The sequence below is a fragment of the Sulfitobacter profundi genome (assembly GCF_042661425.1).
GTDB classification, from domain to species: Bacteria; Pseudomonadota; Alphaproteobacteria; order Rhodobacterales; family Rhodobacteraceae; genus Sulfitobacter; species Sulfitobacter profundi.
On sequence record NZ_JBHSWA010000001.1, the window covers coordinates 2,380,391 to 2,400,009 of the forward strand.

Genomic DNA, 19,619 nt, shown 5'->3' on the forward strand with positions numbered 1-19,619 from the left:
GTCAGCGAATGTCCTCGTCGACCGTCGTTTCAGGTTCGCGGCCCATGTAGAGCACGCTTTCACGGTACCGCGCCGTGGCGAAGCGCGCGATGACGCCGATGGCGGCGGCCACGGGCACCGCGACCAGCAGGCCGACGAAGCCGAAAAGCGTGCCGAAGACCGACAGCGCCAGCAGCAGCCAGACAGGGTGCAGCCCGACTGAGTTGCCGACGAGTTTTGGTGTCAGCAGATTGCCCTCGACGATCTGGCCCAGCACAAAGATGCCCGCCACCAGCCCGATCGACACCCAATCGCCCCAGAATTGGAACAGCGCCAGCCCGATCGCCAGCGCCCCACCGATCAATGCGCCAAGGTAAGGGATGAAAGTGACCAAACCGGCCACGAAACCGACGACGAGGCCGAACTGTAGCCCCACCAGCATCAGCGCCACGGCGTAATAGGTGCCAAGGATCAGGCAGACCGTGCCCATGCCACGCACGAAAGAGGCGAGCGTCGCGTCGATCTCCCGCGCCAATTGCCGGATCGTCGGCGCATGGTCGCGCGGCAGCAGCCGGTCAATGGCGGCAACCATGCGGTCCCAGTCGAGCAGCAGGTAGACGGCGACCACGGGCACGATGACGAACAAGAGCAGGATGTTGATCAGCGAGGCAAAGGAGGCCAGTGCGGTTTGGAACAGCTCACCACCGCGTTCTTGGATCGTCGTGCCCAAGGTGGTCAGCGAGGTGCGCAGCGTCGAATCGTCGTCCAACAGCGAGGGGAAACGGTCGGTGATGAAATCGGTGAAATTGCGAGTGACCTTGGGCGCGGTCTCGATCAGGTTGACGGTTTGGTTCACTAGCGTCGGGATGACCAAAAGCGCCATCAGCACGAAGATCAAAAGAGCCGCCACGGTGATCAGCGCGGTGGCCATCACACGGCTCAGCCCCAGACGCTCCAGCCGGTCGGCCACCGGATCAAGGAAATAGGCAATCGCCCCGCCCAGCAGGAAGGGCAGCAGCACGTCGCCCATGAACCACAACGCTACCATGAACACCGCCGCAGCGATGCCCCAGTATTTCAGTTGGTCTCGGATTGGCAGGGCCATGATGCTCTCCGGCAGGGAATGTTCTCACATCGCCCATGTGGCGTTTCGTTTCAAGTCTTGGCTGCTTAACTTGGGGAGATCGGGCGACCATCGCAGCAGCACGCTGTCCGTTGTGCACAGGCCGCTTGAGAGATGGGCGCGGTGCGCCGCGGGCGGCCAAGCTCTCGCGCTGCCGTGCGATGTGATTGTCTCGCCTCCTGACATGCACTAGTCAGGGGGCAATTCGCTCAATGAGGAAACACCATGCGTCTGTCCCAATATTTTCTGCCCGTGCTGAAGGAAAACCCTGCCGAGGCGCAGATCGTCAGCCACCGGTTGATGCTGCGGGCGGGGATGATCAAGCAATCCAGCGCGGGGATCTATTCTTGGCTGCCGTTGGGCTACAAGGTGCTGCGCAAGGTCGAAGAGATCGTGCACCAAGAGCAGCAGCGCGTGGGCCATATCCCGATGCTGATGCCGACGCTGCAATCGGCGGATCTGTGGAAGGAATCGGGCCGCTATGACGCCTACGGCCCCGAGATGCTGCGCATCCGCGACCGCCAAGACCGCGACATGCTCTATGGTCCCACCAATGAGGAGATGATCACCGACATCTTCCGCAGCCATGTCGGCTCTTACAAAGACCTGCCGCTGACGCTCTATCACATTCAATGGAAGTTCCGCGACGAGATCCGCCCGCGTTTCGGCGTGATGCGGGGCCGCGAGTTCCTGATGAAAGATGGCTATAACTTCGACCTCACCAAAGAGGACGCGCTGCACGCTTACAACCGCCATCTGGTCAGCTATCTGCGCACCTATGAGCGGATGGGCTTGCAAGCGATCCCGATGCGCGCCGACTCTGGCCCCATCGGCGGCGATGACACGCATGAATTCCTCGTGCTGGCCGAAACGGGCGAGTCGGAGGTCTTCTATGACAGCGAGATCACCGATCTGACTTTCGGAAACCGCGAGATTGACCCCAGCGATAACGACGCCTGCCGCGCTGTGCTGGATGAGTTCACCTCGCGCTACGCCCGCACCGATGAGACCCACGACCCCGAGCTTTTCGCCAAAGTGCCCGAAGACCGCCAGAGCACCGCGCGCGGCATTGAAGTGGGGCAGATTTTCTACTTCGGCACGAAATACTCAGACGCGATGAACGCCAAGGTCCAAGGCCCGGACGGCAAGCAAGTGCCGGTGCATATGGGCAGCCACGGCATCGGCGTCAGCCGCCTGTTGGGCGCGATCATTGAGGCCAGCCACGACGACAAAGGCATCATCTGGCCTGAGGGCGTGACGCCCTTCCACGCGGGGATTGTGAACCTCAAGCAAGGCGACGAAGAAGCCGATGCAGCCTGCGACGCGCTTTATAAGAGCCTCAAAGCGCTGGGTCTCGATCCGCTTTACGACGACCGCAAGGGCGGGGCGGGTATGAAATTTGCGACGATGGATCTGATCGGTCTGCCGTGGCGCATCACCGTTGGGCCACGCGGGCTGAAGAATGGTGTGGTTGAGTTGACCAGCCGCCGTACGGGTGAAAGCGAAGAGCTGCCGCCAGAGCAGGCGGTCGAAAAGCTGGCGAAAATCTACGCCGGTATTGCCTGAGGTCGCCGATGATCCTGCGGGCGCTGACATTGGCCGGTGGGATCATAGGGGCAGGAATTGCGGCGCAAGGCCCGGGGTTTTCCCGGGCCTATGTGTTTGAGCTAGAAGCCGCAGAACGGACGCTCTCCGGCGTTGTGGCGCATTTCGACGCTGCCGCCCTCGCCGCCGGGACTGACCGAGAGGCCGCACTGACGCGGCTGCGTGGGTCGGCTCTGCTGGAACGTCGTCGTATTGAACTGATCGAAAACATCGAACGTCACGCGGCGCTTGAGGCGCAATTGCCGCGATTGCAAACGGCGGGTCCGTTCCTGCGCAGCTATTACCTGCTGCGCGCGCCTGATGCAGGAGCGTTGCGCGCAACCGCGCAGATGTTTTCGCCCACCGCGCCGCGCAGCCGTGCCGAATTGATCTTTGCCGCCATAGGCTTCATCGTCGGGACAGCCTTCGCGCGACTGCTTCTCTGGCTGCCCACATGGCCCGGGCGCTACCGTCGCCGCCGGGCATTGCGTTCTTGACCCTTCTGAGGCAAAGCCTCACGTTGCGCGCACCTCAGACCGGAGCCCTCCCCGATGGCCAGTAAGCCCACCCGAACCGCCCCATTCGCGGCCTTTGAATGGATGATCGCTTGGCGCTATTTGCGCGCCCGCCGCGCCGAGGGCGGGGTGAGCGTGATGACGTGGATCAGCCTGATCGGCATCACGCTTGCGGTCTTTGCGCTGATCGCCACACTGTCGGTTCGCTCAGGGTTTCGCGCCGAATTTGTCGACACGATCCTTGGCGCCAACGCCCATGTCACGGTCTACACGATGGGCGAGGTTCAAGAGACTGGCCAGATCGACCGCACCATCGCCAACTATACTGAGATGGCCGCCGAGGTTGCAAAAGTGCCCGGCGTGACCCGCGTGGCCCCCATGGTGCGCCAGCAGGTCATGGCGAACCGGCGGCAGTCCAACGCAGGCGTTGAGGTCTTTGGCATCGCGTCTGATGATCTGATGACCATCCCCGGCATCCAGCCTTCCGAGCGCTCTTTCGGTGACATCGGTCGGTTTGAAGAGGGCATCGCCATCGGCAGCGGCGTGGCGCAGTCTTTGGGCGTGCAGGTGGGCGATACGATCAAGCTAATCTCGCCCAATGGGGTGAAAACCGCCTTTGGCACCAGCCCGCGGGTGAACGGTTATGAAGTGGTCTATATCTTCTCAGCCGGTCGCTATGATATTGATAAGACACGTGTCTATCTGCCGATCGCCGAGGCGCAGAGCTTTTTCAACCGCGAGGGCGTCGCGGATGAGTTGGAGGTTATGGTCGAAGACCCCGAGAGCGTTGACGCCATGGCGCGGGCATTGATGCAGGCGGCGGGGGATCGGGCGCAGGTCTGGACATGGCGCGATGCGTCCGGCTCGTTCCTTTCGGCGCTGGATATCGAGGACCGGGTGATGTTCGTGATCCTCTCGGTGTTGGTGTTGATCGCCGCGATGAACATCGTCTCGGGGCTGATCATGCTGGTCAAGAACAAGGGCCGCGACATTGGCATTCTGCGCACCATGGGGCTGTCTGAGGGCTCGGTGCTGCGGGTGTTCTTTATCTGCGGCGCGTTCACGGGGATCATCGGCACCGCCGCGGGCGTGGTGCTGGGCGTGCTCTTTGCGATCTACGTCGACCAGATTTTCGCCTTCGTGAACTACCTCAGCGGCGGCAATGCTTGGGATGCGTCGATCCGCGGCATCTATTTCCTGCCCGCGAAACTGCAACTGGGCGATGTGCTCTCCGCCGTGGGGCTGTCGCTTGGCCTTAGCTTTGTCGTGACGATTTTCCCCGCCCGCCGTGCGGCGCGGATGAACCCTGTGGAGGCCCTGCGCTATGAATGATCCCGTCCTGCGCCTGAGCGGCATTTCAAAGGCCTACAACCCCGGCAAGCCCAACGAGGTGCAGGTGCTACGCGGCATAGACCTGACGGTCGCCCCCGGTGAAGTCGTGGCACTGGTCGCCCCTTCGGGTGCGGGCAAGTCGACGCTGCTGCACATCGCGGGGCTGCTGGACGCGGCTGACAGCGGCACGGTTGAGATCGCGGGCGATGACCTCACGGGGCAGAGCGACCGCAAGCGCACCGGGGTGCGCCGGGCGGATGTGGGATTTATCTATCAATTCCACCACCTACTGCCCGAATTCACCGCGCTGGAAAACATCGTGCTGCCGCAGCTTGCCAATGGCGTGGCCCGCAAGCCGGCCGAGGCGCGGGCGCGTGATCTACTGGCACAGGTGGGCATTGCCGAGCGCGCGGATCACCGCCCCGCCGCTATGTCTGGCGGTGAGCAGCAGCGGGTGGCCTTCTGTCGGGCGCTGGCCAACGAGCCGCGTCTGTTGCTGGCGGATGAGCCGACGGGTAACCTCGACCCCTCGACCTCGGATCAGGTGTTTGCAGCACTGATGGCGCTGGTGCGCGGCACCGGGCTTTCGGCGGTGATTGCCACGCATAACCTCGAACTGGCTGCGCGGATGGACCGTCAGATCCGTCTTGAGGCTGGGCAATTGGTGCCGGTCTGAGCCGGGCCTGATCTAGCCGCAGATATTGTCCAGCTCGACCCCGTCCCAAGGCAGACGCACATCATGGGCGCGACTTTGGGGCAGGGGGGCGACGGGCATGGCTTCGGACAACATGTCGTGCAACCGCTTTGTGCGCGGCGCTTGCGGGTCCAGCGCACGACAGCAGACAAATTCCTCAACGATAGAACCCTGCTGCTCGTAGCCGAAATCGAGGAAGCGCGGCTGCGTGTCGACCTCGAAAAGATAGGGATCGGGGCTGGTGAACTGCTCTGAGGCCGCGCGCAGTGGTGAGTAACCGGTGAGCTTACGGTTCTGCCATTGCCAGACATGGGTGATCTCATGCGCGAGCAGCATCGCGGCGATCAGGCCGATGCGGTCAGGGTGATCGGGCAGGTAGTCGTCGAGGTACCAATCCTTGTCGAAAAGCAGGTTGTTCCACAGGGCCACGGCGGCGGGTTTGGAGGTCACGGTGTCACCTTCCTGCGGCGGCAGGATGCGCTCGCGGCAGGTGGTGCGCGGGCGCGGCTTGCGGGTGAAGGTAACGGCGCGGGTCGGGGCCCCGTCGTGCAAGCGCACGCGGTCGTAGTCGACGGAACTGCCGTGGATGGTGGAGAGATAGGCGCGCTCGTTCTCCGTCAGCGGACGACCGCAGGCGGTGAGGAGTAGGAGAAGGAGGAGGGCGCGGATCATGGGGGGAGTTAGGACCGGTGGGGGCGGCGGATCAAGGGGAAAGATTTGGGCTGGGTGCGAAACGGTAGGGCCGCGCCCGACCTCAGCCCGGAGGGCGGCGCAAGCCGTGGGGGCACGCATGTGCGCCCTCCCCGGGGAGGGCGCCACTATTTCGGCTTAAATTTATGGACGAACTGTATGCTGTCCCGGAGATAGTCCAAATCCGATGGATCACTCTGTTTGTGTATCATTCTATGGCAAGTTGGGCAGAGCACATAGAAATCGTCCGGAATTTTGTAGCGCCTACTTTCGCCCTCCGCCAACCAATTGACGGGAGACGTATGGTGCACGTCGAGGGGCGTTTTTTCGGGCGGACCGGAATATTTCATGTGGACTTCGGGGTCGAAACCACAACCTTCGCAAACCGCATTGCGCCTCTGAAGCACGGCCTTTCGCACTCCCGCCGCTCTCTCGATTCTTTTTGATAGGCTATACTTTCTCACTTCTTCGATGGAAGTGCTGTCCGCGTCGTCACGAAGTACATCTGTAGGTGTAGTTCCTCCGCGATCGATTAGCGCTTCATAGGCAGCAAGCATCTGCTCGAAATCGCTATCGAACATGTCCTCGTCGATAACTTCGGGACTATAGCGCCGGCCAAATGAATGCCCGGCAGCGTAGCCGCTAGGTAATGATTCATCGGAGCCCAAATCGATTGGTGAAATGTCAAAATTATTCGCGAAATCAGAAACTCGTTCGCGGATATCTAAGGCACGTCGTTCGAGAACTTTGCGACCGCGTGTTTCACCAAACTCTTGATAGACGGCTGTCGTACCCTGATTCAGCGAGAGATAAATATCACGCGTTTGCGCATTTATGAGATAAACGACGTAAAACCCATTGGTAGCGCTTTTCGTAATGAGCGGATCAAAAAATCCTAGCCAGGGTACCCCGGCCCATTTTCCAGCGCCGACGCTCGCCTTTACGGTTAAGTCGTAGGGTAGAAAAATAAGCCGTTTCTTAGCTTCTAAGGCCAAGTCGTGCCGGACAAAATTTCCAAATTCACTTCCTGCAAATGGCTTTGCGCGCTCGTATGCGTATCCCTCGGCAGTCGAAGCGAGCATCTCATAGAGCCTACTCAAACATCCAACTCCTCCACAAACTGCGCATTCTGCTGAATATACTCAAACCGCATCTCCGGCTTCTTCCCCATCAGCCGCTCCACCAAATCCCCGGTCTCGCCCGGCACGTCCTCATCCACGGTTACGCGGATCAGCTTGCGGGTGGCGGGGTCCATGGTGGTCTCTTTCAGGTCCTTCGCGTCCATCTCGCCCAGACCTTTAAACCGGCTCACATCAATCTTGCCTTTGCCGCCCAAGCCCTTCTCCAGCCACATGTTTTTCTCAGCTTCATCCAAGCAATAGACCCGCTTGGCCCCTTGGGTCAGACGGAACAGCGGCGGGCAGGCCAGGTACAAATGCCCTGAATCAATCAGCGGGCGCATCTGGGTGAAGAAAAACGTCATCAACAATGACGCGATATGCGCGCCATCGACGTCGGCGTCGGTCATGATGATGATCTTGTCATAGCGCAGATCGTCGAGGTTGAATTTCGTGCCCATGCCAACGCCAAGCGCCTCGCAAAGGTCGTTGATCTCGGCGTTGGTTGTGAGCTTGCTTGAGGCCGCGCCCAGCACGTTCAGGATCTTACCCTTGAGCGGCAGCAGCGCCTGCGTATTGCGGTTGCGCGCGCCCTTGCCAGAGCCACCCGCCGAGTCGCCCTCGACGATGAACAACTCGGTGCCTTCGCGGGTCTTGCTGGTGCAATCGGTGAGCTTGCCGGGCAGGCGCAACTTCTTGGTGGCGGATTTACGGGCGGTTTCCTTCTCTTGCTTGCGGCGCATCCGTTCCTCGGCGCGCAGGACGAGGAAATCGAGGATGGCACCGGCGGATTTCGTGTCCGCCGCCAGCCAGTTATCAAAGTGGTCGCGCACGGCGTTCTCAACCAGACGCGCGGCTTCGGTTGTGGCCAGACGGTCCTTGGTCTGGCCCACGAATTCCGGCTCGCGGATAAAGCAAGATACCAGCGCGCAGCCTCCGGTGATCAGGTCGTCGCGGGTGATGTCCTTGGCCTTGCGGTTGTTCGCCAATTCGCCATAAGCGCGGATGCCTTTGAGGATCGCAGCCCAGAAGCCGCCTTCGTGAGTGCCGCCCTCGGGCGTGGGCACGGTGTTACAGTAGGACTGGATGAAGCCGTCACGCGCGGGCGTCCAGTTGATCGCCCATTCGACCTTGCCCGGCACGCCAAAGCGTTCTTGGAACTCGACCGTTCCGGCAAAGGGGTTTTCGGCATAGGTGGTTGATTTGCCAAGTGTTTCGCGCAGGTAATCAGCCAGACCGCCGGGGAAGTGAAAAGTCGCCTCCATCGGCGTGTCGCCGTCTTCAATCTCAGATTTCCAGCGGATTTCGACGCCGGAGAACAGATAGGCTTTGGACCGGACCATCTTGAGCAGGCGGGCGGGTTTGAAACGGTGGGCGCCGAAAATCTGCTCATCCGCGTGGAAAGTCACCGTGGTGCCGCGCCGGTTGGGCGCCGCGCCGATCTTCTCCACCGGGCCTTGCGGGATCCCGCGGGAGAAGCGTTGTTCGAACAGTTCGCGGTTCCGCGCGACCTGCACCACCATCGAATCCGACAGCGCGTTGACTACGGATGCACCAACCCCGTGCAGACCGCCCGAGGTCTGATAGGCTTTGCCCGAGAACTTGCCGCCCGCGTGCAGCGTGCAGAGGATTACTTCAAGCGCGGATTTGTCGGGAAACTTCGGGTGCGGGTCGATCGGGATGCCGCGGCCGTTGTCGCGAATGGTGACCGAATAATCGGCGTTCAGCTCCACCTCGATCCGGTTGGCATGGCCCGCCACCGCTTCGTCCATCGAGTTGTCGAGCACTTCGGCCACAAGGTGGTGCAGAGCGCGTTCATCTGTGCCGCCGATATACATGCCGGGGCGCTTGCGGACAGGCTCCAGCCCCTCCAGCACTTCGATGGAGGAGGCATCGTATTCGGTGGGTTCCTGGCCGGAAAGAAGATCGGTCATGCGGGCCTGCTCTTTGTTTGTGGGTGGGGGCCATTTTGACAGCCCCGCGCGCCGGGGGCAATCGCGGGTTTGTCTTGTTGGGTGGATTTAACCGGGTCAGCTGGCTTTGGCGCGCAGCCAATCAGCAAGGGTCTCTTCGTCGATGCGGCCTTGGGCCACTTCGCGGATCAGGTCGCCTGCCTCGACGGTGTCGTGGTCAAGTTGCACCCCATTGAGATCAAGACAGATATCGAGAACGAGATGCGCGGTTCGCTTGTTCGCGTCGTTGAAGACATGCCCCGTGGCAACCGCCACGCAATAAGCCGCAGCGAGGTCAAAGACATCTTCGAACATGCCGTAGACCAGTCGGTTGTCGACCCGTGCCAGCGCTCCTTCGAGTGATTTGTCCAAGGTCATGCCGGCTAGCTCGCCGGGGTTTAACGCAGAATCGTGGATCCTGACGACGAGGTCAGGTGAAAGCAGCACATAGGTCATTTATCTTTGAGATAGTCCAGAACCGGCTGGTTGATGTGCTTTCTGCGGGCAATGCTCTCCATCACCTCATCCAGCGTGGCCACGCGCGGCTCCTCCTGCAGGGTCGCCTCGGCGGGTACGAAATACCCCACACAGCGTGAGTTCTTCATCACCGCCACGGGTCTGCCGCCAGAGCGTTCCAACACCTTATGCGGTTCGCGCATTTCGGTCATGGTGGCGATGTGGTTGGTATGGATGCGGGTCATGGCGTGGCTCCTGAATACACATCTCAATATACATTTTGTTGCGCATTTTACAAGGGCCGCGTCCTGCACCAATCAAGGATCGCCTTTGCCACAACTGATGGCTTTTGGTGGTGCAACCAGTGGTCCGCGCCTTCTATCTCAATACGGGTAAGGTCTGGCGCGAAGGTTTCCAGCCCCGCGGTGGCTTCGGGCAAAAGGGCGGTATCCTCGGCCCCCAGATCAGCAGATGCGGGCAGTTCACGCGCAAACGTTCAACCGGGAATTCTGGCAGGTCGCGCAGGGGCTTGCCGGGCGCCGCAACCTGCAGGGGGAGGCGCGATACCAGTTGATCATCGCCCTCAGCCGCCCCGGACGCCCCCATTCCGCGCGGTAATCCTCAAGCCGCTCTGCCGTCAGCCAACTCAGGTCCATATGCGCCGAAAAGAGCTTTAGCAGCCCGGCGAAGTCATCTTTGGCCAGCCTCACCGCGCTGCCTTCGGCGCGCAGCGCGTTGATATATTGCGAGGCGCTCGACTGCGCACCGCCTGCGGCCATGGCACGCTGAAAAGGCACGGGATGCACGCCGTTGAGAATGATCAGCCGGGCCACCAACTCGGGTCGGAACATCGCCAATGCGTAGCCCACCGAAGCGCCCCAATCATGCGCCAAAACCGTCACCGGCCTGTCCCCGATCAACGCGGCCATATCGGCCATGAGATGGGCCATGGCATAGGGCTCAATCCCTTCGGGCGCGCTGCTTTGGCCATAGCCGCGCTGGTCGGGGGCGATGCAGTGAAAGTGCTGGCAAAGCAGCGGGGCCAGATCGCGCCATGCGCCGCCATATTCGGGAAAGCCATGGAGCATGAGCAGCGGCGAAAGGCTTTCATCGCCCCAATGGCGTAAGAAAATCTCCTGACCGTTCACGCGGCGGGTTTCGGTCCGTGTTGGTTCCATCACGAGCCCTCCTGCCATCAGCTTTGCCGCTCAGGGCCGCAGACGCAAGGAATTCATGGCAAAATCAGGGCAACAAAGCCCCGCAACCCTATGACAGAGCGTAAAAACCGGACTTTCCCTTTGCAGCGGCCCGGCGTAAGGCTGGCCCATGACCAAAGTAATGACCAACCGCAATCACGTCCGGGCGATCCTGACGCTTGGCCTGCCGCTGATCGGCGGACATCTGGCACAGATGGCCATCGGAGTGACCGATACGGTCATGCTGGGCTGGTATTCGGTCGAGGCGCTGGCAGCGGTTGTTCTGGGCAGTACCTATTTCTTCGTGCTGTTCATCTTTGGCTCGGGCTTTGCCATGGCGGTGATGCCGCTGGTGGCCGCCTATGACGCCGAGGGTGACGAGATTGGCCTGCGCCGCGCCACGCGCATGGGGCTGTGGCTGTCGGTGGGTTTTGCGATGATCGCGCTGCCCGCGATGATATGGTCGCCTGCGGTGCTGGACCTGCTGGGACAGGGGCCCAACCTTGCCGATACGGCGGGCGATTACCTCAAAGTCGCAGGCTGGGGCATCGTGCCTGCGTTGCTGGTGATGGTGCTGAAATCCTACCTTGCTGCCTTGGAGCGGACTCAGGTCGTGCTATGGATCACCCTGCTGGCTGCCGTGATCAATGCGATGGCGAACTACGCGCTGATCTTTGGTAACTGGGGCGCGCCGGAGCTTGGCGTGATGGGCGCGGCGGTGGCCTCGGTCACGACGCAATGCGTCTCGCTTATCGGGGTGGTGATCTATGTGCTGATCGCCCTGCCGCAACACAGTCTGTTCGTGCGGCTCTGGCGGGTCGATACCCAGATGCTGGTGCGGGTCTTTACGTTGGGGCTACCGATTGGCCTGACCACGCTGAGCGAAGTTGGCCTGTTTGCGGCCTCTTCGTTGATGATGGGCTGGCTCGGAACGATCCCGCTGGCGGCGCATGGGATTGCGATCCAGCTCGCCTCTCTGACCTTCATGGTGCATCTGGGGCTGAGCAACGTCGCCACGATCCGTGCGGGCAATGCCTATGGCCGCCGCGACGTGCCGCATATGAAGCGCGGCGCGGTGATTGTCACGGTCCTGTCGCTGGTCTTTGCCCTGATCACCATGGTCGGTTTTGTGGGCTGGCCCGAGCCGCTGATCTCGGTTTTCATGCAAGAGGACGAGCCTGCGCGGGTCGAAATCCTTGCCATTGGCACCGGCCTTCTGGTCATGGCCGCGCTGTTTCAACTGGTCGACGGGGCGCAGGTGGTGGCGCTTGGCCTGCTGCGCGGGGTGCAGGATACCAAGATCCCGATGGTGATGGCCGCGATCAGCTATTGGGTGGTCGGCATGCCCTGCTCCTATTTCCTTGGCTTCACGCTGGGGTTCGGAGCGATGGGCATTTGGGCCGGTCTGGTGGCCGGGCTGGGCGTTGCGGGGCTGCTGCTCAACGCGCGGTTCTGGGGCGTCACGGTCAAGTCACTGGCCGGGTAACCCTCAGCTCCGATCCATCCGATCCGCTTTTTTGCGCACGAGCGTGCTGCGCAGATCATGCATTGCCAACAACAAGTCATCCGTCACCGCATCCAACTCGGCATCCGTGGCGCGCGATTGTGCCCATTGCGTGGTGAGGTTCAGGTGATCCACCGCGCGGCGGATGTCGTCAATCTCCCGTGCGGCAAGGGTTTCGCGGCGCGCCTTTGTCCAGCGGGCGATCTCGGACTTATCGGCTTCGGTCAGATGGTGCTGCCCATGGGGCTTTACCTCACCGTTGCGGATGTTGACGACGGCGATCTGCTCCATCTCGATCCGGCGCTGGCGGTTTGCGGCATCCAGCCGAAACACCGCCGCGCCATTCTCGCGGACCCTGAAGTAATAGTCGGGAAGATCGCCTGCCATGGTTCGCCTTTACGTCAGCCCGGCACAGAAGGTTTGGATGCGGGTGCATGCCTCTTTCAACGCCTCGTCAGACGTAGCGTAGCTGACGCGGAAATTCGGCGAAAGACCGAAGGCCGCGCCAAAGACGACCGCCACGCCGGTTTCCTCAAGCAGCGCGGTGGCAAAGGTCTCATCATCCGAGATCTTGGTGCCCGCCGCCGAGGTCTTACCGATCAGCCCCGCGATGGAAGGGTAGACGTAGAACGCCCCCTCGGGCGTCGGGCAGGTGATGCCCTCAATGGCAGAGAGCATCTCGACCACCAGATTGCGGCGGCGCACGAACATCTCGTTGTTCTCAGCGATGTAATCCTGCGTGCCGTTCAGTGCCTCAACCGCGGCCCACTGGCTGACCGAGCAGGGGTTCGACGTGCTTTGCGACTGGATTTTGCGCATTGCGCCGATCAGCTTTTCCGGGCCTGCGGCATAGCCGATGCGCCAGCCGGTCATAGCGTAGGCTTTCGAGACGCCGTTGACCGTCAGCGTGCGGTCGTAAAGCGCGGGTTCCACCTCGGCCGGGGTGCAGAACGCGAAACCGTCATAGGCGAGGTGCTCGTACATATCGTCGGTCATCACCCAGACATGCGAGTGGCGCATCAGCACATCGGTCAGCGCCTTCAACTCGTCGCGGCTATAGCCCGCCCCGGTAGGGTTCGAGGGCGAGTTGAAGATGAACCATTTGGTTTTGGGCGTGATTGCCTCTTCCAGCGCTTCCGGCGTCAGCTTGAAGTTATTCTCAAGCGTGGCGGGCGCGATCACCGGTGTGCCGCCTGCGAGCAGCACCATATCGGGATAGCTGACCCAATAGGGCGCGGGGATCACGACTTCTTCGCCGGGGTTCATCGTTGCCATCAGCGCGTTATAAAGGATCTGTTTGCCGCCCGTCCCGACGCTGATCTGCGCGGGGGTATAGTCCAGCCCGTTGTCGCGTTTGAACTTGGCGCAGATCGCCTGTTTCAACTCGGGGATGCCATCCACGGGGGTGTATTTCGTCTTGCCTGCGTTGATCGCGGCGACGGCGGCGTCCTTGATATTCTGCGGCGTGTCAAAGTCCGGCTCGCCCGCGCCAAGTGCGATAATATCGCGCCCCGCGGCCTTGAGTTCTGCCGCCTTGGTGGTGACGGCGATTGTGGGCGACGGTTTGACCCGATCAAGGGTCGCGGACAGCAGTTCCATTTCAGCCTCGGGTTGCTTATGAATATCCCCACGTTCATAGGGGGCGGCCCCGCACCCGGCAAGGGTGTCTGGCAGGAGATAAAGCATGACCGACGAGATTGACTGGTACGGCCCCGAGGCCGCCACCTTTGGCGACCGGGTCGCGGCGGCCCGCGAACAGACCGGCATGACACAGGCGATGCTGGCCAAACGGCTGGGCGTGCGTCTGTCCACCCTGCGCGGCTGGGAGGACGATCTGTCTGAGCCGCGCGCCAACCGGCTTTCGATGCTGGCGGGGCTTTTGAATGTCTCGATGATGTGGTTGATCAATGGCGAAGGCGAGGGGGTCGATGCCCCCGAAGCGGGCGAAACCGCGCGCCGCGTCGATCTGGAAGAAGTGTTGGCCGACATGCGCGCCCTGCGCACCGACCTGCTGAAAAAGGCCGAGACTGTCGGCAAAATGGAAAAGCGCATTCGGCGCCTTATGACGGAGCCCGCAGATGCCTGAGGTCCATGAACACCGGTTGAAACGCCTGCAAATGCGCTCCATGCGCCGGGGCATCAAAGAGATGGACCTGATCCTATCGGCCTATGCCGAGGCGCGGCTGCCGCAGATGGATGACGCGGGGCTCACGCTCTATGACCAGATGCTCAATGAGAATGACCACGACCTTTATCTTTGGGTCAGCGGACAGGCCGACGCCCCCGCCGAATATGCGGCATTGGTCACAGATATCCGCGGGCAATTGGCCGAGGCGCGCGGCTGATTCAAAAAACCCGAAAGGGTTTAACGAATTATTCTGATTTTTCAGCGAGTTTCCGGTTCGAACAAGGTGAACCGGAGATTTCGCATGAGCATTCAAGACCCCGCTGCGCAGCCGATGGCCATAAAGGGTTTTATGGCAGGCTATCTTGAGTCCCTGTCCTTGGTCGAGCGGTTGCACCGCTTGCTGCTGGACGTGATCAAGGACGAATTCGAACGTGTCGGCGTGTTAGAGATCAACGCCGTGCAGGCGCTGCTTTTGTTCAATATCGGCGATAACGAGGTGACCGCGGGCGAGCTGAAAAGCCGCGGCTACTATCAGGGCAGCAACGTCAGCTATAACCTTAAGAAGCTGGTCGAAATGGGCTATATGCACCACCAGCGCTGCGAGATTGACCGCCGGTCCGTCCGCGTTCGGCTGACCGAAAAGGGGCGTTATATCCGCGATGTGGTGGCCGAGCTTTTCTCGCGCCATGCCGATGGGATGGAAAACAAGGGCGTGCTGGGCGATGCAGGGATCGAAGATATCACCCGCTCTCTCAAACGGATGGAGCGGTATTGGACGGATCAGATTCGCTATATCTACTGATCACGGGCAGGGGGGTGAGGTGGGAGTAGACCCTCCCCTCCACTTCCCGCAAGAGCTTCTGGGTCATGGCGCGGGCGTAGTCCTCAAACCCCTCAGCGGTCTCAACGAATGCGCCGGGGCCGAGCATGACTTCGGCCCGGTAGTATGACGCCAGCGCGCCGATCTCGGCCTGCCGACTGTCGCCAAGCGCCGGGTCTTCCGCGCCGATCACCAAACCGTTGATGGTCAGCTCCTGTGGCTCGAGGGGCTGGGCTTGCAACCTGTCGCGTATATCCCGGGGCCGCGGCCCGAAGTTCGAGATGCCGTCGCCCGAGATATCCAGCGTGTGTTTCTGGCAGGCGGCGCGCGTCGCCAACTGGCCCGCGCCAAACTGCATCGCATCCCCCAATGCCGTGCCGGGAGAAGCCTCACGCCGCTCGGTGCTGCGCAAAAGTGCGATGGCCCCATCAAGCGCCGCCGCGTCGCTCAACGGGGTCCAAGGCAAGATCACCGTCTGATCACTGGACCCGCTCCATTCATAGATCATCAGGTCGACGCCATGCTCCGGCAGCGCCAGCAGGGCGTCCCGCACACGCGGATCGTTCAGCGCGTCGGCCAAACCACCGATCTGTAACCGATACTCTCGCGCATCGACCGAACCAGAGACATCCAGCCCCAAGGCAAGCGCCTGCCGACAAGCGGCCTCGGCCGATTGGATGGCATTGATCGTGAGAAAAGGGCGAGGGCCGCGCGGATCATCCCAGCGATCCGCTCAGCCGCGGCGGCACCCCCTTGGGGGCGACCGAAGAGGGCACATCACGCACCGGACGCCGCGCGAGACGACAAAGGGCCGCCCGCGCTTCGCCTATGGGCGCGAGCATCAGCGCCAGCAGGACATTGATGCAGAGCCTTACCAATGACCGGTGTTTTCCATGCTGGCCCAAGGTTCCTGCGCGGGCAGGGCGTCACCCTCTTGCAGCAATTCGACCGAGATATTGTCGGGCGAGCGGACAAAGGCCATCCGCCCGTCCCGCGGCGGGCGGTTGATGGTCACGCCGTTGTCTTGCAGGTGCTGGCAGGTCTCATAGATATTCTCGACCGTATAGGCGAGGTGACCAAAATGGCGGCTGTCACTGGGCAGCGCGTCATCGCCGTCCCAGTTATAGGTCAGCTCCACATCCGCATGGCCATCGTCCATGCCCGGCGGGCAGAGGAAAACCAGCGTGAAACGGCCCCCTCGTTGTCGATCCGGCGCCGTTCCACAAGGCCCAGAAGTTTGTAAAATGCGATAGAGGCGTCCAGATCCTTCACGCGCACCATTGTATGCAAGTATTTGATGGGCATCGGTTTTCCTTCAGTTGGGCCGCTTGGGGAGGGATGAAACACCCTGTTCGGGCCGAAAATTCGTCGTCAAAAAGTCGTCACAAAACGGGAAGCGGCAAAATATGCCCGCCGCGCTTTGATAGAGAGTTTAGGCGCGAAACCACCGGTGTCAAAGGCGGCAACGGCATTGTCAGGCGATTGCCCCCGCAAAGCCGCCTTGAGGCGCGCGGCGCGGAAGGGTATGCAAAGACAAATGCCACGGATAACGTGAGGGGGCTGCGTGAAACAGTACCATGATGCGCTGCGCGAAGTGCTGGAGCAGGGGGTGACCTCGACCGACCGCACGGGAACGGGGACGATCTCTCATTTCGGGATGCAACAGCGCTACCGGATGGCCGATGGCTTCCCGCTGGTGACGACGAAGAAGCTGCATCTGAAATCCATCCTGCATGAGCTTTTGTGGTTCCTCTCGGGCGACACGAACATCGGCTACCTCAAGGAAAATGGCGTCCGCATCTGGGACGAATGGGCCGATGAGAACGGTGACCTCGGCCCGGTTTATGGCCATCAATGGCGGCGTTTTCCGATGGTGGGTGAGCCGATGCCGCAGCCCGATGGGACGGTGCTGCATCAGGCCGGTCAAGTCGATCAAATCGCCAAGCTGGTCGAGGCGATCCGCAAGACCCCGACAGCCGCCGGCTGATCGTTTCGGCGTGGAACCCCGGCGAGGTAGATCAGATGGCGCTGCCGCCCTGCCATACGCTATGGCAGGTACGCATCGCGGGCGGCAAGCTGCATTTGCAGCTTTATCAGCGCTCGGCGGATATGTTCCTTGGCGTGCCGTTCAACATCGCCTCCTACGCGCTGCTGCTGGAGATGTTGGCCCATGTCACTGGCTACGCACCGGGCGATTTCGTGCATTCGATGGGCGACGCGCATATCTATTCCAACCATCTGGAACAGGTGCAGACCCAACTTGCGCGCACCCCAAGCCGCTGCCAAAGCTGCGGATCAACCGCGAGGTGAGCTCGATCTTTGATTTCCGCTATGAGGATTTCACCTTCGAAGGCTATGACCCCGACCCAGCTATCAAAGCGCCGGTGGCCGTCTGATGCTGAGCCTGATCGTCGCCCGCGCCCGCAATGGTGCCATTGGCAAAGACGGGGATATCCCTTGGTCGCTGCCCGAAGACCTGAAATTCTTTCGGCGCGAAACCACCGGCGGTGCCATCATCATGGGGCGCCGCACATGGGAAAGCCTGCCGTTCAAGCCTTTGAAGAACCGTCTGAATTGCGTGGTCTCCAGTACTGATATTGAGGGCGTCCATTCGGCGCGCGACCCGCAGGCGGCCTTGGGCCATTGCGCGGCTGAGGGGTATCGCCGGGTCTACGGCATTGGCGGCGAAGGTATCTACCGCGCACTTCTGCCCTTGGCGGATCGGCTCTTGGTGACCGAAGTCGACGTGGAAATCGACGCGGCAGACGCATTTTTCCCCGAGTTTGACCCCGAAGAATGGATTGAGCTTGGCAATCTTTGCCTGCGCGCGACGGGCCCCCGCGCCATCGCACGTGAATGGCTGCGCCGCCGCTGACAGCCATTGACATAGGCCGCGCGCCGCGCATCACTGCGGCCTATGTTTGATCTGTCCGCACCGCCTGAGGGGTTTGTCGAAAACCCATTCCCCCATTACGACCGCCTGCTGCGCGAGACCCCGGTGCTGCGCCAGCCCGATGGCTCTGTGCTGATCTGCCGCCACGCGGACCTGAACGCGATTTACCGCGACACCACGCTTTATATCTCGGACAAAAAGCTGGCCTTCGCGCCGAAATTCGGCCCTGGCAGCCCTCTGTTTGAGCATCACACCACAAGCCTCGTGTTCAATGACCCACCGTTGCACACCCGCGTGCGGCGGATCATGACGTCGGCCCTGACGCCCAAGGCGCTGGCACGGATGGAGCCGGGGCTGATCGACACGGTTGACCGTCTGCTGGAAGGGCTGGGCCCCACGCCGGACCTGATTGAGGACTATGCCAGTTGCATTCCGGTGCAGATCATCGGCAACCTGCTGGACGTCCCGATGGAAGAACGCGGCCCCCTTCGGGACTGGTCACTGGCAATTCTCGGCGCGCTGGAGCCTACCTTGAGCGAAGCGGAGTTGGAGGCGGGCCATACTGCGGTGCGCGCGTTCAAAGCCTATCTGCAAGACCTCATCGCCCGGCGCCGGGCTGATCCGGGGATCCTGAAACCGACGTGCTGACGCGGCTCATTGCCGGAGATGACGGCGGGCAGTTGACCGAGATCGAGTTGATTCAAAACTGCATTTTTATTCTCAACGCAGGCCATGAGACGACCACCAACCTGATCGGCAGTGCCCTCGCGCTGCTCCATGACCACCCGGATCAAAAGGCGCGATTGCTGGCGGAACCCGCGTTGATCGGCCCCTGTATCGAAGAGGTGCTGCGCTTCCGCTCGCCCAACCAGTTCGGCAACCGCGAGACCACGGCCCCCGTCACGATCGGCGGGGTGGAGATTGCCGCAGGGACCAACCTGCATCTTTGCATCGGAGCGGCCAACCGCGACCCGGAAGTCTTTGAGGATCCGACGAAATTCGATATCGGGCGCAAACCCAATCGGCATCTGGCCTTTGCCGGCGGTCCGCATGTCTGCGTAGGGCTGACCTTGGCACGGATGGAGGGGAAAATCGCCCTCCAACGCTTTCTGAACCGTTACCCGGACTATGAAATCAGCGCGGCGCGTCAGGGCGGTGGGCGTATCCGTTTTCACGGCTATGCGACGCTTCCGGCGCGGTTGAGTTAAAGACGCGCTGCCATAAAAGACTGGACTTGATGTATGCGCCCCGGCAATCTTCGTTCATATTGTATATAATTACGAGGATTATCATGCGTCTAACGACAGCTATTGCAGCGGCGATAGGGCTGCTTTCTGCGGGCTTGGCCGGTCAGGTCTCGGCCGAGCCAAAGCTCTATGCCTATCCTAGCAGCGCGAATTATTGCCCGGCTGGATTGCAGCCGGTGACGCTTGGCGGCGCGATTGGCTGCGGGACACCGAACCAGCCCATGACCTATGCAGAGGTCAAAGCGCATCCGGTTGTCCACCGCCATCGCCACCCGCACCGCGCAGTGACACTGCGCCGTTCAGCCCGCGTGCCTTGCCCGGTCGGGGCAAAGGGCTGTTCGTATCAGTGAACTCTCAAGCAACGCCCGGCGCGGGACGCCGGGTGTTC

At 61.4% G+C, this 19,619-nt stretch carries 20 protein-coding genes and 3 pseudogenes; 12 read left to right on the forward strand and 11 right to left on the reverse strand.

The annotated features are described in order from the left end of the window. Position 1: 1 nt before the first annotated feature. A complete protein-coding gene (locus tag ACFQAU_RS12410; protein ID WP_067625350.1) occupies positions 2 to 1,084 on the reverse strand; it encodes an AI-2E family transporter in 1,083 nt (360 codons plus the stop codon). A 243-nt stretch (positions 1,085 to 1,327) separates the two neighbouring features. Between ACFQAU_RS12410 and proS the strand changes: the two genes are divergently transcribed. From proS to ACFQAU_RS12430, 4 genes are read left to right on the forward strand one after another with little or no spacing between them, the layout of a single operon-like run. Then, entirely contained in the window at positions 1,328 to 2,668 is a 1,341-nt protein-coding gene (gene proS, locus ACFQAU_RS12415; RefSeq protein WP_132445202.1) for a proline--tRNA ligase, read from the forward strand. A gap of 8 nt (positions 2,669 to 2,676) precedes the next feature. Beyond that, positions 2,677 to 3,183 carry a DUF2937 family protein gene (locus tag ACFQAU_RS12420; RefSeq protein ID WP_132445200.1) on the forward strand — a complete coding sequence of 169 codons (507 nt, stop codon included), beginning with the start codon at positions 2,677 to 2,679 and terminating at the stop codon, positions 3,181 to 3,183. A gap of 54 nt (positions 3,184 to 3,237) precedes the next feature. Next, entirely contained in the window at positions 3,238 to 4,533 is a 1,296-nt protein-coding gene (locus ACFQAU_RS12425; protein ID WP_240791616.1) for a lipoprotein-releasing ABC transporter permease subunit, read from the forward strand. Next, complete coding sequence (locus tag ACFQAU_RS12430) at positions 4,526 to 5,209, forward strand: ABC transporter ATP-binding protein (RefSeq protein WP_132445198.1); 684 nt, start codon at positions 4,526 to 4,528, stop codon at positions 5,207 to 5,209. The genes ACFQAU_RS12425 and ACFQAU_RS12430 overlap by 8 nt, the downstream gene beginning before the upstream one ends. Before the next feature lie 12 nt (positions 5,210 to 5,221). On the opposite strand, the gene ACFQAU_RS12435 is transcribed toward ACFQAU_RS12430, so the two are convergent. The 6 genes from ACFQAU_RS12435 to ACFQAU_RS12460 form a co-directional block, all read right to left on the reverse strand. After that, complete coding sequence (locus ACFQAU_RS12435) at positions 5,222 to 5,899, reverse strand: hypothetical protein (RefSeq protein WP_132445196.1); 678 nt, start codon at positions 5,897 to 5,899, stop codon at positions 5,222 to 5,224. Between the two features lie 146 nt (positions 5,900 to 6,045). Further along, positions 6,046 to 6,999 (reverse strand): MrcB family domain-containing protein, encoded by a 954-nt coding sequence (locus ACFQAU_RS12440; RefSeq protein WP_386282564.1) that lies wholly within the window; start codon positions 6,997 to 6,999, stop codon positions 6,046 to 6,048. Between the two features lie 14 nt (positions 7,000 to 7,013). Beyond that, the gene (gene parE, locus ACFQAU_RS12445) at positions 7,014 to 8,969 is read right to left on the reverse strand and encodes a DNA topoisomerase IV subunit B (RefSeq protein ID WP_132445192.1); all 1,956 of its coding nucleotides are present in this window, start codon (positions 8,967 to 8,969) and stop codon (positions 7,014 to 7,016) included. A gap of 96 nt (positions 8,970 to 9,065) precedes the next feature. Then, positions 9,066 to 9,443, reverse strand: a complete 378-nt coding sequence (locus tag ACFQAU_RS12450) for a type II toxin-antitoxin system death-on-curing family toxin (RefSeq protein WP_132445190.1) — start codon at positions 9,441 to 9,443, stop codon at positions 9,066 to 9,068. Next, the gene (locus ACFQAU_RS12455) at positions 9,440 to 9,688 is read right to left on the reverse strand and encodes a hypothetical protein (RefSeq protein ID WP_132445188.1); all 249 of its coding nucleotides are present in this window, start codon (positions 9,686 to 9,688) and stop codon (positions 9,440 to 9,442) included. Before ACFQAU_RS12455 ends, ACFQAU_RS12450 begins: the two co-directional genes overlap by 4 nt. Before the next feature lie 237 nt (positions 9,689 to 9,925). Then, a complete protein-coding gene (locus ACFQAU_RS12460; RefSeq protein WP_386282594.1) occupies positions 9,926 to 10,621 on the reverse strand; it encodes an alpha/beta fold hydrolase in 696 nt (231 codons plus the stop codon). A 148-nt stretch (positions 10,622 to 10,769) separates the two neighbouring features. Between ACFQAU_RS12460 and ACFQAU_RS12465 the strand changes: the two genes are divergently transcribed. Beyond that, positions 10,770 to 12,125 (forward strand): MATE family efflux transporter, encoded by a 1,356-nt coding sequence (locus ACFQAU_RS12465; protein ID WP_132445184.1) that lies wholly within the window; start codon positions 10,770 to 10,772, stop codon positions 12,123 to 12,125. A 3-nt stretch (positions 12,126 to 12,128) separates the two neighbouring features. Here the strand turns inward: ACFQAU_RS12465 and ACFQAU_RS12470 are convergent, their stop codons facing one another. After that, positions 12,129 to 12,530 (reverse strand): hypothetical protein, encoded by a 402-nt coding sequence (locus ACFQAU_RS12470; RefSeq protein WP_132445182.1) that lies wholly within the window; start codon positions 12,528 to 12,530, stop codon positions 12,129 to 12,131. 9 nt (positions 12,531 to 12,539) lie between these two features. After that, on the reverse strand, positions 12,540 to 13,742 hold the full coding sequence (locus tag ACFQAU_RS12475) for a pyridoxal phosphate-dependent aminotransferase (protein ID WP_132445180.1): 1,203 nt from the start codon (positions 13,740 to 13,742) through the stop codon (positions 12,540 to 12,542). An 85-nt stretch (positions 13,743 to 13,827) separates the two neighbouring features. Between ACFQAU_RS12475 and ACFQAU_RS12480 the strand changes: the two genes are divergently transcribed. The 3 genes from ACFQAU_RS12480 to ACFQAU_RS12490 all read left to right on the forward strand — a co-directional run bounded on the left by ACFQAU_RS12480 (position 13,828) and on the right by ACFQAU_RS12490 (position 15,073). After that, positions 13,828 to 14,229, forward strand: coding sequence for a helix-turn-helix domain-containing protein (locus tag ACFQAU_RS12480; protein WP_120351523.1), 402 nt, complete (start codon positions 13,828 to 13,830; stop codon positions 14,227 to 14,229). Further along, positions 14,222 to 14,488 (forward strand): succinate dehydrogenase assembly factor 2, encoded by a 267-nt coding sequence (locus ACFQAU_RS12485; protein WP_120351522.1) that lies wholly within the window; start codon positions 14,222 to 14,224, stop codon positions 14,486 to 14,488. Before ACFQAU_RS12480 ends, ACFQAU_RS12485 begins: the two co-directional genes overlap by 8 nt. 84 nt (positions 14,489 to 14,572) lie before the next feature. Further along, positions 14,573 to 15,073, forward strand: coding sequence for a MarR family winged helix-turn-helix transcriptional regulator (locus ACFQAU_RS12490; RefSeq protein ID WP_067942516.1), 501 nt, complete (start codon positions 14,573 to 14,575; stop codon positions 15,071 to 15,073). Here ACFQAU_RS12490 and ACFQAU_RS12495 read toward each other — a convergent pair. Together ACFQAU_RS12495 and ACFQAU_RS12500 are read right to left on the reverse strand one after the other, a co-directional pair. Further along, positions 15,024 to 15,731, reverse strand: coding sequence for a DUF1194 domain-containing protein (locus ACFQAU_RS12495; RefSeq protein ID WP_386282604.1), 708 nt, complete (start codon positions 15,729 to 15,731; stop codon positions 15,024 to 15,026). The two genes, ACFQAU_RS12490 and ACFQAU_RS12495, sit on opposite strands and share 50 nt — an antisense overlap. 231 nt (positions 15,732 to 15,962) lie before the next feature. Beyond that, a pseudogene (locus tag ACFQAU_RS12500) lies at positions 15,963 to 16,396 on the reverse strand (VOC family protein). A gap of 259 nt (positions 16,397 to 16,655) precedes the next feature. Here ACFQAU_RS12500 and ACFQAU_RS12505 point away from each other — a divergent pair. The 4 genes and pseudogenes from ACFQAU_RS12505 to ACFQAU_RS12520 all read left to right on the forward strand — a co-directional run bounded on the left by ACFQAU_RS12505 (position 16,656) and on the right by ACFQAU_RS12520 (position 19,581). Then, positions 16,656 to 17,487, forward strand: a pseudogene (locus tag ACFQAU_RS12505) (thymidylate synthase). Beyond that, a complete protein-coding gene (locus ACFQAU_RS12510) occupies positions 17,487 to 17,966 on the forward strand; it encodes a dihydrofolate reductase (RefSeq protein WP_132445176.1) in 480 nt (159 codons plus the stop codon). Before ACFQAU_RS12505 ends, ACFQAU_RS12510 begins: the two are co-directional and overlap by 1 nt. Before the next feature lie 42 nt (positions 17,967 to 18,008). Continuing rightward, a pseudogene (locus ACFQAU_RS12515) lies at positions 18,009 to 19,192 on the forward strand (cytochrome P450). A gap of 83 nt (positions 19,193 to 19,275) precedes the next feature. Further along, entirely contained in the window at positions 19,276 to 19,581 is a 306-nt protein-coding gene (locus ACFQAU_RS12520; protein WP_165935581.1) for a hypothetical protein, read from the forward strand. Positions 19,582 to 19,619: the final 38 nt, after the last annotated feature.